General features: G+C 26.6%; 10 protein-coding genes, 1 tRNA gene and 1 pseudogene. 3 read left to right on the top strand and 9 right to left on the bottom strand.

Annotated features, from left to right (window positions below; all coding sequences use genetic code 11):
* Positions 1–18: 18 nt before the first annotated feature.
* The 4 genes from clpX to LJI21_02505 all read right to left on the bottom strand — a co-directional run bounded on the left by clpX (position 19) and on the right by LJI21_02505 (position 3,528).
* On the bottom strand, positions 19–1,293 hold the full coding sequence (gene clpX, locus LJI21_02520) for an ATP-dependent Clp protease ATP-binding subunit ClpX (GenBank protein ID WFW29628.1): 1,275 nt from the start codon (positions 1,291–1,293) through the stop codon (positions 19–21).
* Positions 1,293–1,919: an ATP-dependent Clp endopeptidase proteolytic subunit ClpP gene (gene clpP / locus LJI21_02515; GenBank protein WFW29627.1), complete on the bottom strand. Its 627-nt coding sequence runs from the start codon at positions 1,917–1,919 to the stop codon at positions 1,293–1,295. Before clpP ends, clpX begins: the two co-directional genes overlap by 1 nt.
* A gap of 29 nt (positions 1,920–1,948) precedes the next feature.
* A complete protein-coding gene (gene tig / locus LJI21_02510; GenBank protein WFW29626.1) occupies positions 1,949–3,292 on the bottom strand; it encodes a trigger factor in 1,344 nt (447 codons plus the stop codon).
* 154 nt (positions 3,293–3,446) lie between these two features.
* Positions 3,447–3,528, bottom strand: a tRNA-Leu gene (locus LJI21_02505).
* Positions 3,529–3,668: 140 nt separating this feature from the next.
* On the opposite strand from LJI21_02505, the gene LJI21_02500 reads away from it, so the two are divergent.
* Entirely contained in the window at positions 3,669–4,265 is a 597-nt protein-coding gene (locus tag LJI21_02500) for a BON domain-containing protein (GenBank protein WFW29625.1), read from the top strand.
* A gap of 456 nt (positions 4,266–4,721) precedes the next feature.
* Here LJI21_02500 and LJI21_02495 read toward each other — a convergent pair.
* Positions 4,722–5,761, bottom strand: a pseudogene (locus LJI21_02495) (UDP-N-acetylglucosamine--N-acetylmuramyl-(pentapeptide) pyrophosphoryl-undecaprenol N-acetylglucosamine transferase).
* Between the two features lie 1,617 nt (positions 5,762–7,378).
* Between LJI21_02495 and LJI21_02490 the strand changes: the two are divergent.
* Entirely contained in the window at positions 7,379–7,726 is a 348-nt protein-coding gene (locus LJI21_02490) for a hypothetical protein (protein ID WFW29624.1), read from the top strand.
* Positions 7,727–8,315: 589 nt separating this feature from the next.
* Positions 8,316–9,245 carry a 4-hydroxy-3-methylbut-2-enyl diphosphate reductase gene (gene ispH / locus LJI21_02485; protein ID WFW29623.1) on the top strand — a complete coding sequence of 310 codons (930 nt, stop codon included), beginning with the start codon at positions 8,316–8,318 and terminating at the stop codon, positions 9,243–9,245.
* 889 nt (positions 9,246–10,134) lie between these two features.
* Here ispH and rsmH read toward each other — a convergent pair.
* From rsmH to LJI21_02465, 4 genes are all read right to left on the bottom strand, one after another.
* Positions 10,135–11,067 (bottom strand): 16S rRNA (cytosine(1402)-N(4))-methyltransferase RsmH, encoded by a 933-nt coding sequence (gene rsmH, locus LJI21_02480; GenBank protein WFW29622.1) that lies wholly within the window; start codon positions 11,065–11,067, stop codon positions 10,135–10,137.
* 801 nt (positions 11,068–11,868) lie between these two features.
* Positions 11,869–12,297: a preprotein translocase subunit YajC gene (yajC, locus tag LJI21_02475; protein ID WFW29621.1), complete on the bottom strand. Its 429-nt coding sequence runs from the start codon at positions 12,295–12,297 to the stop codon at positions 11,869–11,871.
* Positions 12,298–12,794: 497 nt separating this feature from the next.
* Complete coding sequence (locus tag LJI21_02470) at positions 12,795–13,871, bottom strand: rod shape-determining protein (GenBank protein WFW29620.1); 1,077 nt, start codon at positions 13,869–13,871, stop codon at positions 12,795–12,797.
* Positions 13,868–15,286, bottom strand: a complete 1,419-nt coding sequence (locus tag LJI21_02465) for a carboxypeptidase (protein ID WFW29619.1) — start codon at positions 15,284–15,286, stop codon at positions 13,868–13,870. The genes LJI21_02470 and LJI21_02465 overlap by 4 nt, the downstream gene beginning before the upstream one ends.
* Between the last annotated feature and the right edge of the window lie 265 nt (positions 15,287–15,551).

Here is a 15,551-nt window from a genome sequence, read left to right as displayed (position 1 = left end):
ATACATATGATATTTTAATCAAGTTCCTGCTACAATATCACCTTTATTATTATGATTGATTACTACTTTTCCTGATTCAACCATTTCTTTGGTAACCACTATTGTACTACCTTCAAAACCTCCGTTTCCAACTATGTACATAACATCAAGTAAAAGTGATTCCAGAATGGCGCGTAACATTCTAGCACCGGTTCTATAATTCATAGCTTTTTCAGCAATAGCTGATATTGCGCTATCTAAAAATTCAAGATTGACTTTGCTAAATGCAAATAACGCTTTATATTGTTTTATTAGTGCGTTTCTTGGCTCTATTAGAACATGTACTAAATCTTTATGATCTAATTCATCTAAAACAGCGGTTACTGGAACACGTCCTACAAACTCCGGTATTAAGCCAAATTTAATTAAGTCTTCTGGTTGAACATCACGTAAAGTACTTTTTTTCTTTTGTTCTTTGGATTGACTAATATCCGCTCCAAAACCAACTGACGTTCCCTTCTTTCTTGCTTCGATGATTTTATCTAATCCCTCAAAAGCTCCTCCACAAATAAACAGCACGTTGTTAGTATCTAATTGTATGAATTCTTGTTGTGGATGTTTTCTTCCACCTTGTGGTGGGACGTAAGCAATTGTACCTTCCATAATTTTAAGTAGAGCTTGCTGCACTCCTTCACCGGAAACGTCACGCGTTATTGAAGTGCTTTCAGATTTTCTAGTAATTTTGTCTATTTCATCTATAAAAACTATACCTCGTTGTGCTCTTATAATATCGTAATTTGCTGCTTGCAGTAGGCGGGATAATACACTTTCTACGTCGTCACCTACATAACCAGCTTCAGTTAATGTTGTAGCATCAGCCATTGCGAATGGTACGTCTGAAACTCTGGCGAGTGTTTTAGCTAGTAAGGTTTTTCCGGAACCTGTGGGACCAATGAGCATTACATTTGATTTTTCGATTTCAACATCGTTTATAGAGTGGAATTGAGCCATAGATTGACAATGATTATACATTGCAACAGACAAAACATGCTGGGCATGTTCTTGGCCAACAACGTGTTTGCTGAGATAATTTTTTATATCTTTGGGTTTTTTAAAGAGTAGTTTTACATCAGAAATATAATCTGAATTAAATACCCAGTTTTTTCTTTGGCTTATTGCTTTGTGAGACAATTCTATGCATTCATTACATATAAACACTTTTAAAGTATCTGAAGAATTAGTAATTAATTTATCTACTTCGTTTTGTGTTTTATTACAAAAAGAACAGTAATGTATATCATCATTATTATTCATCAGTTCACCTTTTGTCCAACTTTAATACTTTCAATTTTAATATCTTTACGTTCAGCTATTACCTTATCAACAAGGCCTATTTTTTTTGCTTCTTCTGGATCCATAAATTTGTCTCTTTCCATCATTTTTTCAATTTGTTTTAACGAATTTCCAGTATGTTTTTCATAAATTTGATTTAGTTTCTTTTTAATTCGTAAAATTTCGTTGGCGTGTATTTCTATATCAGTTGCCTGACCATGATAACCACCAGATGGTTGGTGCGTCATAATCCTCGAATGAGGTAGAGAATATCGCTTACCTTCCGTGCCAGCTGTGAGCAATAATGATCCCATAGATGCAGCTTGACCTATGCATAGAGTTGAAACATCTGGTTTAATATATTGCATTGTATCGTAGATTGATAAACCAGCAGTTACAATACCTCCAGGTGAGTTTATATACATGTAAATATCCTTATCAGGATTTTCTGATTCTAAAAATAAGAGCTGTGCTACTATTACACTTGCCATATTATCTTCGATTGGACCAGTTACAAAAATTATTCTTTCTTTCACCAATCTTGAATATATGTCATAAGCGCGTTCGCCACGACTTGTTTGTTCAACTACAATTGGTATAAGAGTCATACCCTTTTATTTTATTAAATATTACTAAATTATTTAATTTTATTAAACAATTCTTTTAATTCTTTTACAGAAATAGTTTGCTTTTTTTTATTAACTTTTTGTATTATAAAGTCTGTAATCTTATGCTCAAGAGCTTGTCCCTTAACTAGTCTTTGGAATTGTTTATCTGATCTAAAACGTCTTAGTGCTTTGTCGAGTGGTACGTCTTTGTTAACATATTGATTTAAGATGATATTTAAAATATCATTTTGATCTAATGATATTTTATATTTTGTACTGAATTTGATAAACAGCATTGCAAGTTTTACTCGCCTCTTAACTTCTTTAAGGGATTCGTCTTTAGAGTTTGTTAACTTGTTTTTTATTTTTTGTTGCTCTTGCTTTATCATGTCTATAGGTAAATCAAAATTATAATTAGTATCTAAAAAATTAAATAGTTCTTCTTTAATCAAAAGATTTTTCATTTCTTTGCATTGATTATTAATTATTTTTTTTGCATGGTTTTTTAGTGAAAAATAATCTTTAAAACCAATTTTTTTAGCTATTTCGTTATCATCTTCAAAAGCTTTAATGGTTTTGATATCATTAACTTTAACGGAAAAAACAGCTTCTTGTCCTGCGAGAAAAATTGTTTGATAGTTTTCGGGAAATTTTAGTTTAAAGTTTTTTGTTTCTCCTTTTTTCATATCAATTAATTGACTTTCAAAATTATTAATAAATGTACCTGATCCCAGATTAACAGAAAAATTTTTGCCACTTCCGCCTTGGAAGAGTTTGTTTCTAATCCGTCCCTCAAAATCAATTGTTAGTTTATCTCCATTTTTTGCTCGATAAGAATTGTCACTAATAGAAATAAAATTAGGAAACTCTGTTTTTATAGAATCAATAAATTCCTTTATATCTTCATCTTTAATTTTTACTTCAATTCTTTTTAAAATTATTTTATCGAGATCTATTGTTGGTACTTTTGGCATCGACTCAAAAGATAGTTTATATACAAAGTCTCTTCTTTTATTTTCTTTATCTAACTCTGGTAATGATATAATATCAATTTTATGGCAAACACGGGACTCAATCTCGATCTTTTTTATTAAATCACTTGAACAGTAATTAATTGTATTGCTTACTACATATTTTAAAATTTCGTTTTTATAAGTACTTGCGACAAGATCGTAAGGTGTCTTTCCTAATCTGAATCCAGACAATTTTGTATTTTTTGCTATTTCTTGTAATCTAGAATTTATCTTTTGCTCTATATAGTCGCTACTGACTGTGATTTCATATTCATGTTTTAATTTATCTATACTAATCTTTTTGTAGGCATATATATTATTCGATAAATTTTTGATTGTACTTTGAGATATATTAGACATTACAATTTGTTATCAATTTTTATATTATAGGATTTATTTTATCAGAATATTGGTAAAATAACAATCCTTAAGAAGGGTTAGTTGTTTAGAAGTTTTTTTTATTAGGTTTTATTAATTAATTTCGATCTCTGAAAATTTAACATAAAATCCGAAGTGCGGATAGGGGGATTTGAACCCCCATGAGCAAGCCCACCAGGACCTAAACCTGGCACGTCTACCAATTTCGCCATATCCGCTTTCGCATAATTTATGGTGTATTCTTATCATTTTAAATGATTTGCAATTCTATCTTAGTTAATTTATATTGTTTCTACAATATAGAATATTGAAAAGTTTATTAACATTCTTAATAAAATTCTTGATTCTAAAATCAGCAATGAAGTTGACAGCTAGTTTATTATTTGGGGTTTGTATACTTATGCAAAGTAGCTGTACGCCATCTATAATAGGTACTAGTGTGGTGGCTACTGTAACGGCGACAGTGATAGCACAAGATAAATCTTTAGGAAATATTGTCGATGATACGGCTATGATTATTAGGATTAATAGTGAGCTTATAAAATATGGGTTATTTACATCTGTAATAGTTAAAGTAAGTGAAGGAAGAGTGTTGCTTATTGGAGGTGTTAATTCACTTGAAAAACAACTTATAGCAGAAAAAATAGCTTGGCGGCAAAAGGAAGTTAAAGAAGTGATAAATGAAATAAAAGTAATGCCGATACAAATAGCTTCTATAATTGATTCTACTGTAGATTTTATAATAACGACAAAAATAAGAATGAAATTATTGAGTAAAAGGAATATTAAATCAGTTAATTATAGTGTTAATACTCTTGATAGGATTGTTTACTTGATGGGTATAGCTCAAAGTAAACCAGAATTGGAAGCTGTGATGGCGGTTGCAAGGAAAGTAAAGGGAGTAAAACAAGTTGTAAGCTATGTACGATATAAGGATAGCAGATTACGTCATTAAAAATTAAACATATTTTAATAAAATAGTTTTTATGTGATAAAATATCTATAAATGTAGATAAAACCGAGAATGAGTTTTAGGTAAGAAGTTTAGACAAAATGTGAGACTTTAATACGATAGTAAGATATTATTGTTATTTTGTATATAAAAATTAATATAATAATTATACAATCAATGTAAATGGTTTTGTTTTGTGATTTTATGTTTTCGATAAAATTTATAGGCTGTCAGTTGAGTGAAATGGATTTTTACTATTGTTGTTTTATTATTATTCTATAGCAAATCTGGTTTGCCTATATAAGGCCTAATCCTTATCTAAGATTAAATTAGTTGAATTTGAAATAATATTCTATTTTACAAAAATAAAAAAGAAAAGTCAAAGCTTCTCTAAAGAATTAGAAATGTAAATAATTTAATAAGAGTTGTATTCATGGAACAACTTTTTTAATAGTAGATTTAATTTAAAATATTTTTATTTATTATTTTTATGAATTTATTAACACCATTTTTCATTTTTGTTTTTTTAGTATTATTGGCCATAATATATAGTTTTTCATTATTTTGATTTTGCAATAGGTTTATTAATAATTTCTTTAATTTTTTTTTTATTTTATTATTTTGTTCAACTATTACAGCTGCTCCCAGACTTTCGATATATTTTGCATTATAGAATTGGTGATTATCCTTTGAATAAGGATAAGGAATATAAATGGCTGGACGCTCAGCAAGAGTGATTTCTGCTATTGAAGTTGCTCCCGCTCTGCTAATTATTAAGTGGGCATTTGCTAACTTATTTTCTATATCATTAAAAAATTCATTTAATTCATAATAGATTGCTTCATTTTTATACAAACATTTAACTTTATTCATATTTTTTTTTATACATTGTTGTGTAACTTTAATTTTTTTTTTATTTCAATAGGTAGACTGCAAATTATGCTACTTATTATTTCGTCAAAGAAATTTGCGCCCTGACTACCTGCTATTATTAGTATATTTATAATTTTTTTATTGCGAGGATAGTTTCGTTTTTTTATATTGATAAAGTTTCCTGTAAAAATAAATTTGCTTTTACTTACAAACTTAGTTTCTGGAAAACTAGTTGCAATTAATTTTGCATTTTTAGAGAAAAGTCTATTTACTCTTCCCAAAATTATATTTTGTTCATGTAAAATTATTGGTATAAAAAGAATTTTTGCTGCAAGAAGAGTTGGGAAAGAAGAATATCCCCCGAATCCGATAACTAGCTTTGGTTTTATTTTTTTCATGCGATATAACACTGATACGCAACTATATATTAAAAAAAGAAAAAACTTAAGTTTATTACTTGGCTTACATAATGGAAGAATATAACTTTTTATAAAATTTGTGTTTTTATTTATTTTTTTATTAGTAAATAGTATGCTGTTATGTCCATGTATTTTTAGCGCTTTTGCTAAAGTTATAGCCGGGGAGATGTGTCCTTTTGTGCCACCTGTTGCTAGGATGATGCTCATATGTGATTATAATTTCATAATATTATGTGATATTATAATAAAAATAGTAAAATTATAAAATCTATGTTGTTTATATAACAATAGACAATTATAATACAACACTGAATTCTAATATGAAAATAAAAGTTAGAAGTGTACCCATAAAGGATGAGAAGTACATGTAGTTGTAATTTGTATGTATTTAGGAAAAATTTTAGTTTGTGGAATGTAGAGTTTTACAGAAGAGATATTTAAGTGGAAATATAATGATGAGTAGTGTTTTTATTGAACAAATCTTTTAATTTGTATTATTAATTGAAATTCTTTAATCAAGAAGAATTTAAAATGATGAGGTTATAAGATAAGAAATAATTATAGTGGGATTGGAAATTTGTTGTAAAGATTTAATCTGTGTTTCGTTTTTTATATAAAATTGTATACCTTATTTAATATATCAAAATTTTGTTCTTTTTTAATTATTTTAAATTTTATAGATTATAAAGAATTTTGTATGTTTTATTTACATTTGTTTTAATATAGAGGAATTCTTATTAAGAATTAGAGTAGTAATATTGATGATAAATACTATCATCAATGTTTTGTATTATATTGTTGCTTATTCTCAGTGAGGGTAAATACCTGTAAGGTTAGAGTTTATTATTATGGGATTTAATAATTATTAATCCTTTTATGATTTTGCTCTTATTTCGTAAAATATGAAATTTTATAGTTAAGCTACTGCTGTCTCGGTATGGTAATTTAGAAATTAGATTAATTTTTTATTTGTTTGTTTTGATAAGGCTAGAAGAATTTGATTTAATTTGTGTTTTATTTTGTAAATTTTGGTTAAAAATTTACTTTATTTTAAAGTAATTAAGTGAGAACATTTGTGTAATTATTTGTATTTTAAATATATTTAAAAATTAGTGAATTTTATTTCAGATTCTATTTTATCTGCGGGAGATTCTTAGAACAGAAATTTAGATAGTTCATTTAATGAAAACATATCAAGTTTCTATTGATTTCCGTTCAAAGGAAATTTTTATGTTTTATCATTTATATATAATTTTTCTATAAAAATATTTTCTAATGTGTACAAATAAAGTTTATTTGTTTTTTAGTGAATTTTGATGATACTTTTATAATTTGTTGACAGAGCATTTTGTGTGTTTAATTAAAGTTTATATATTTACGGTTTTATACATATTACTACTTATAAGTTTTTTGTCGTTAAAAACGTTAGAATTTTGTTGATGTACATTTTGTAATTTGAACATTATATCACGTTGGATATGGTTGAAAACGCTGTATGTTTACATATATTTATTGCGATGTAGGTATTTTATGTATTATATTCGAAATAAATAATGTAGTAAGTTTATAATATTAAATCGAGTAGGTAAACTTTTGTATTCAGGGACTCTTATGTTTTAAGAGACTTTGAATGTGGTTTATAAATTTTAAAAATTTTTAAGAGAGACATAGAGATAGAACTGATATTAAATCAAATTAATATAAACTATTTATAAAGTAATTAAAATAACGTAAATGCAAATAAATTATTGATATTTTGTTCCTTAAGTGTAGAATAATAATTCTATTGGCGTGGGTTAAGGTGTAAGTAATATTGGAGTTTGTATGTTAGATGGTTTATTGGACTTTCTTATAGATATTCCTGGTGGGGGTTATATGATTGAAAGTTCATATTGTGCAGATGATGAGTGCAATAGTTACGTTGGAAATATTGATCCAAGTAATATTTGGAAGTTTAATTTATCATCTCTAGATGGAAATTCAGTGAAGGAGTTTGAAGCTAGTGTGGAGGATTTTTTTGAGCCAAGAATTTGTCTTAGTGTAGATGATAACGGAGAAAAGGTTGACTTTAATATTTCTCCCAAGAATTGTAATCTGACAGAAGATGGGGTTCTTTGTATTGATGGAAATAATAGAGATCATAAGCTTAAACTTTTTATAAAAAAATATTAGATTTTAGTTATCCTTAAATAAAATGTTTTAGTAGTAGCGTGTAGGCGTCTTTACGTGGGAGTTATATTGTGTTGTGTTGTTATAAAGACACAAATTAGTATATTATTTGAACAAATAATATTATTTTAAATATTAAATTTATGGAGGCTATGTTAGATAGTTAGGTAATATCATAGATTCTTATTGAATTCTTTTGTTTTTATAAATAATCATGTTTGTGTTATGCAGTAATGATCTGATTGTTCTTGTCTTTCTTTTAAAAAGAATTTATTGTTAGCTTTATAAGCTTCTAAAGGTTATTTGTTTTTATTATTCTTTTCAGAAGAATACTGAATGAAATCAAATTAATAAAAATTGAAATTGCAGTTTGTTTAGAGATAAAATTTTTAGCTTTTTAATGTTAAAATTATGTGATAGATCACAGTATTATTATTGTGATATTATATTCTCTAATTTTATTAAAAGGGATTTGCTTATAGTATTATAAGAGTTAAGGATTTATTTGAGTGGGGTGTGTTATTCTTCTTATAAAAGAAAGTGCTTAATACAAAATTTGTATATTTATTTATTTTATATATTGAAATATAAAATGGAAGCTATTTTAGTTGAGCCGTATGGTTTTTGTGCTGGAGTTAGGAGAGCTATAGATATACTATCTATTACCTTAGAAAAGTATAAGGATAGGCATTGTATTTATGTGTTGCATGAGATAGTTCATAATAAATATATAGTGGAGGGCTTTAAGAAACAAGGTGTAATTTTTATAAATAGCATCGAAGATATTAAAAATAATGATGGGGTATTAGTTTTTAGTGCGCACGGAGTATCAAAAAGTATTGAAGAGGGAGCAAAAAGGAGGGGTATTCAGGTGATTGATGCAACATGTCCTTTAGTTAGTAAAGTACACAAAAGAGCAAAGAAGTACGAAGATAGCGGTAGGGAATTGATTTTAATTGGATATAAAAATCATCAGGAAATTAAGGGAATTAGCGGGAGAGTAAAAAATCCTGTTATTTTAGTACAAAGTGTAAAAGATGTACATTCTTTAAGGGTTAAAAATCCAAATAATTTATCATATATTACGCAAACTACATTGAGTATTGATGATGTTGTTGAAATTGTTGATGCTTTGAAGTTTAAATTTCCCAATATTAAAGGTTCTGATTTTAAAGAAATATGTTATGCAACACAAAATAGACAAAATGCTGTTAAAAAATTAATTAAAATTGCAGACATAGTGTTAGTTATGGGAAGTAAAAATAGTTCGAATTCTAATCGTTTATTAGATATATGTTTAGCTAAAGGAAAAAAAGCTCATTTAATTGATAATTATAATTGTGTAGATAAGAATTGGTTTTTAGGTATAAAAAAAATAGGAATTACTGCAGGTGCTTCTGTTCCTGATATATTGGTTAGTGAGTTAATAAATTATTTAAAAATGCAAATGAATGTAAGAGTTTCGATTATGCTTAGTGGTATTACTGAAAATATCCGGTTCAGAATACCAAGTTCGATTTAAGATTTAGTGTGTAAGTATTGTTTAATTAATTTTATGATTTAATTCGGTAAGATTTTATTTTATTATAAATAATTAACGACATTAATGTTCTAACTTATCCCAAGAGGATGTTTATAACAAAACATGATTGAGTTATATATTATTTAATTTATTAAAATAGGAAGCATGTGGTTTTTGCGAAACGTTATGGTATTAAGATGGTGTTGTTTAGTAATAAAATGATAAGTTTATCTTATTTTGAATATTTTAGGGTCTTAATTAGTAGATGTTTTATTTAAATAAAGGTGGTTGGATATTAATATGCTTTATTTAGTGAGTAAAACCTAGAGTAAGAAGGAGGAGGGAGTCTAAGAAAATTATTTTCATTGAAGTTGTAGCGCGATAATTATAGCTTTGATTAGTTTTTAGAAAATTAAAAAAAATTAACAAGGATAGTAAGAAAAAGTAAAAGCGAAATGAGAGAAAAGTATATTTTATAGCGAGAGATCATTTTATGAGAATAAACTGTGTTATATTAAACAATAATTTTAGATACATGGACAGGAAGTAATGATAAAGTAATTGTTTAAAACAATATAAATAATAGACCAGGATCATTTTAAAAATTTAAATAAATCTTAATAGTTCATTTTAGAAAATAGAGTTATTTGATCATATAGAGAAATGTTAAAATTAACATAAAAATAAAATTAGTTAATTTTGTATTTTCTTTATTACATAGGAATTGAAGGAGTTTTATAAAATTCTTTTATTTATATTTTTCAAATAGTTTTAGAGAAAAATTTTATCTTATAATGAAAAATAATAATAATACACTTTAAAATTTTCTTAAAATGTATTTTATCTTTATAAAAAGAAAGCAAATTTTGCCATAAATTTATAGAAGATTTTATGATAGTCTTTGTATAGCTCTTAATTTTGCTGAACGTGCACGTGGATTTGTATTTATTTCTTCAGTACTAGCTCTGATTACTTTTTTATTTAGTAAGGAAAATATTTTATGTTCACTGGTTTCTTGTTTACATAGATTTTTAAAAAAGGTTTTGACTATACGATCTTCTAAAGAATGAAAAGTAATAACAATTAATTTACCGTTTTTTCTTAAAATTTCAGATGCTGCTTTGATGCCTATTTCTAGTTCTTTTAATTCATCATTTACCCATATTCTAATTGCTTGAAATGTCCTGGTTGCAGGATCAATTTTGCTTTTTCTACGAAATACTACAGAGCGAACAATATCTGCAAGTTCAAACGTAGTTTTAATAGTTTTTTTTTTACGTATATTTATTATTGCTTTTGCAATTTTGCGAGAATAGCGTTCTCCTCCATAATTATATATAACATTTGCAATTTTTTTTTCGCATAGAGTATTGACAAATGTCAAAGCATTGATTTTAGAAAACTTATCCATACGCATATCAAGATAACCGTTACGTAGAAAAGAAAATCCTCTATTTCCTTCATCAAGCTGCATAGATGATGTTCCGACATCAAATATAACTCCGTCTACACATTCAATAGTTTTATTGTATTTTTTTTCGGATTTCAGCGTTGGATATTTTAATTTTTTTTTTAAAATGCTTTTAATTTTACTAAATTTTTCAATAGATAGTTCTATCCTATTAGGATATCTAGTACTTAGGTCATTGTAAAATTTGATAACTGTTTCATCTCTATCGATTGCGTATATTTTGCAATCGGCTGATTTTAATATAGCTTCACTATATCCTCCAGCTCCAAAAGTAGCATCTACATAAACACTACCATTTTGTGGTAAGAGCTGTAATAGCATTTCTTTTAATAAAATTGGAACATGTGTCATAATGAATAATTCTTTCAAGAGGCTGTTTTGATAAAATGTTATTTTCTGTTGGAAGATATGATAAAATACGTTTGATAAAATATCAAGATTTAGTTTTAAAGATTTTACATAAAATTAAGGCAATATAATATAATTTATAAGTTTGAACAGTTTTAGAATATCGAGTTAATTTATGAGTAATTATATCTAGTTTCTAATATATTTTATTGTTATTTAATCAAGTTGATCATGGAATTAAAAATCAATCTTAAATTAATTATTGGTTTTTAGTTGTAAAATAATTTTATTAAATGAATATTATTCTTATTTTAATGTTCTATTTGAACATAAAATTTTAGTAGATATTTTTTATTATATTCTTATATAGTGCTATTTATGTTGAATTTTCTATCTCTAATAAAAAGTTATTTTCTAATTTTAGAATCAAAAATTATATAATTTAGTATAGTGTAGCTTTTCATTTATGAAATTTATAAAATTTTAGTGCCATTTTGTAAGTGGAAATATGACGAAATTTTCTAATGATTCTTATATTAAACTCATCCTTTTTTATCATTTGAATAAATTATATTTAATATGTTTATATAAAATTAATATAGGTCTTTCGTATTAATAATAATTATATCTTAAGTTAAATTTTAGTAAACTTTAGTTTAGCATGAGTACTATAAAAATAGGGTTACATTAATTTAATACTCTGGAATAGTTTTAGTAGGTTTAAAGTTTCTTGTAGAGGGATTTAATTTTATCTACTCTATTTTCCATTATGGTACTTTTCTTACTTTTAAAAGTATCAAATATTTAATCCTTATCATTCTGTTCTTTCTTATTTTTATTATCCGATTGGTTTTTATTTTTTTTATCATTTTTTTCAATCTTATTTTTTTCAAATGGTGGTTTGATTTTAATTTCTTTATTTAAAACTTCAGATACAGCAGATTTCAGAATTTTCACTTCAACTTTTGGCGCTATTTCTATTAAAAATTGCGCGTTGACTTCATCAATTTTGTTGACTATACCTATTATTCCTCCAGAAGTAGCAATAGTATCACCGCGTTTTATTTGGTCTATCATTTTTTTAAGATCTTTTAATTTTTTGTGATGGGGACGAATTATAAAAAAATAGAATACTATAATTATCAAAATTAATGGAATGAAATTAGCAAGAGAAGCGCTAAAACTTGATGTATTACTAATTGTATCTGCAGCATAAATTCTAGAAACGAACATATCCTAATCCCGGTTATCAATAAATTCAAATAAACGTGTTTTAACTATTAATCAAATATATTATTTGTGTCAAGTCTATGAGAGAAACAACGGATAATATTCAATGTTTTTATAGAGTTTCATTATTGCAGTGGGATTAACTTAATTTTGTTAGTATTAATGGGTATTATTTTGCAAGTATTGAAATACTAACTCTATATTTATAATATAAACCTTATATTCTTAAAGAAATTTATCATGAAGTTGTGAAATAAAAGGAACTAAATTATTTAAATAAATAGTTATTTTATGTTTCGATCCAATCGAAGCAAACAATATATGTTAATATAACAAATGATATAGAGAATTATAGTTTCTAAATAAGATTCAATAAAGATAGAAAAACAAAATGAACGAAAGGAGTAAACTAATTTTATGGTTAAATAAAATAATGTATATATGTGTATATATGCATATTTATTGTTTTATTTGTATTTTAAAGTTGAACTTTTGATTTGCTATTCTTGCTTAAATAAAACATGACTAAAATAATCCATATCTTCGAGTACTTTTCCACTACCCAAGGCAACACAGCAAAGTGTGTTATCTGCTACACGAACTGGTAGTTTTGTTGTTTCATTAATGACTTTACTTAAATTACGTAGCAATCCACCACCACCAGATAAAACTATTCCTTTATCTGCTATGTCAGAAGAAAGTTCGGGGGGGGTACTTTCTAATGCTGTTTTGATAGCGGAAATTATTTGATGTACAGGTTCTATTAAACTTTCTGCAACTTGATATTCTGATAGAAGAATTTCTTTCGGCATTCCGCTTACTATATCTCTGCCTTTAACTACCATTTCTTTTTTATCGTTTTCATTTGGTAAAATAGCAGAACCTATGTTTTTTTTTATTTTTTCAGCTGTTGTTTCACCGATTAATAATTTATGATTTTCGCGAATATATGATCTTATTTCTTCATCCATAATATCACCGCCTATTCTGGCAGATCGTGAATAAACAATTCCTCCCAAAGAAATAATTGCAACTTCTGTTGTACCACCACCTATATCAACAACCATTGAGCCTTCTGGCTCAGTAACGGGAAGCCCAGCGCCAATTGCAGCTGCCATTGGCTCTTCAATTAAAAATACTTCGTTTGCGCCAGCACTTTCTGCTGCGTCCTGTATTGCACGTCTTTCAACTGGAGTAGATCCAGATGGAACACATATTATAATATTAGGTTTATTAATAGTGAGTTTTGTATTTGCACTATATATAAAATATTTTAACATTTCTTCTGCGCTTTTAAAATCAGCGATGACTCCATCTTTTAGTGGTCTTATTGCTTTTATTTCTCCTGGTGTTTTCCCAAGCATCATTTTAGCCCTTTTGCCAAAAGCATAAGGTATATAGTTTCCTTTTTCTTTTATTCTCGCTACAACTGAAGGTTCATCAAGCACTATGCCTTGGTTTTTTTGGTAAACTAAAGTATTTGCTGTACCGAGATCTATTGCAATATCACTGGCAAATAAACTCTTAAGAGCAAAAAAATTACGAAAATTTTTGGTTATTTTATTTAAAATAATCATCGAGATAAATTATACTTCTCAGATAGATAATTGATACAGCACTCAACGTTTAAATTCTTACCAGTTATTTTTTTTAATAGATCTAAAAAACTATATTTTGTATTACATATATTTTTAGATAACCAATTAATGAGTTTGCTGAAATCTCCTTCCATCATAGCATTTAAAAATTCGTAATGATCATTTTTGATAAATGAAAAAATTTGTATAGCAGTAATTAAAGCTATAACCTTAATAGGAAAATATCCTATAATTCCACTTGCCCAGTATTTATCTTGAAAATAAGTATCTAGTTCATTTTTAGCTTTTACTGGAATTTCGTAATGTTTCATACCTTCTAACCATGCATCATGAAGATCTTTGACTTCTAATGTATTGTTTATTATATTTTGTTCTAATCTGGTTCTTAACATAATATGAGCAAGTAGGCTAAGTTCGTCAGCTCCCTTTAAAAAAGAAGAAAGATTTATTTTGTTGAAAATTAGATATAAGTTCTCGGCACTGCTAAATTTGCCTTTTATAGCAAATTTTTCATTTATATGTGGTTGGATAAATTCTATGAATTCTTTGGATGTTCCAATTACTCTCTCCATGAGCAATCCTTGGGCTTCATATATAATATGATCTACAATACGGTGGTTTTTTATAGTAGTTTGCATTAAATGTTTTTGATAAATTTCGTAGCCGCTATTTCGCAAAAGTAGAAATAAACTTCTGCAAAAGTTAGATTCATCGTAATCTATAGGATGGTAGTAAGATGTGTGGTATAATGTAATACCCATTTTTTGTAAACAGAATGAACCTAGTTCAATTTGTTTTTGAGTAGTAACTTTTTGTATATTGTAAGTTTTATCTTTTTTTTGTTTTTCAAGTATTTTATTTATATTTTCACAAAAAAATTTTCCTATTTTTGGAAATATTTCTTTTATACTTTTTTCTGTAATATCAAGGTCATATTCAGAAAGCAGCGAATCGTATTGTGAACATTTTAGTTGTTGTGATTTTATAGAGACTATCTCACGAATAAGCTTAATTAAATCGGCAAAGCGTTTTTTCAGCTTTTTTAAACTGCTAATTTCAAATTGAGATAGTTTCCATAAATTCTGACATTCAATTTTAGTACGGGATAGGGATTTTATTAATTCAATGGGAATAGCACTGCTACTTTTATGCATTTTTTCTATTAGTCTTAATTGTCGATTACTAATAGTTTTTTTATTATTAAGCGTGTTTGTTTTCACTAATAATTCTTGTATCGTGTTGTGAGATATAATATCATGTTTAATTTCTTCCAAGAGGCTGATTTGCTCAACTTTATCTTCTACGTTTAATTGGCTTTGGTTTAATATTTCTATTATTCTTTCAATGCTTTTTAATTTATATAATATTTCCTCTAGGAATTTATGAGGTTTCATATTTGTTATCAATATTAGAAAGTATTGTGGTTTATTATAACATAATAATACGTGCGTATTATATTACAATTTTGATGAGAAGTATACAAATAACAAATAAATAGTTTTACATTTATACTTGATTTTATTTTTAATTGCTTAATATTGCTTAATATTTTAGTTGAAAAGTTATTTCAACTTCTCATTAATTTTTAATTATATGAAGATTGCATAAAAATTTTCTATAAGACTATTCGATAATCTTTAATTTAATTTGTATTTTAAT

It is taken from the genome of Wolbachia endosymbiont of Menacanthus eurysternus (genome assembly GCA_029715105.1).
Taxonomy (GTDB): Bacteria; Pseudomonadota; Alphaproteobacteria; order Rickettsiales; family Anaplasmataceae; genus Wolbachia.
The sequence above is the reverse complement of the archived record's forward strand: the minus strand, read 5'-3'. Positions and strand labels throughout refer to the sequence as shown.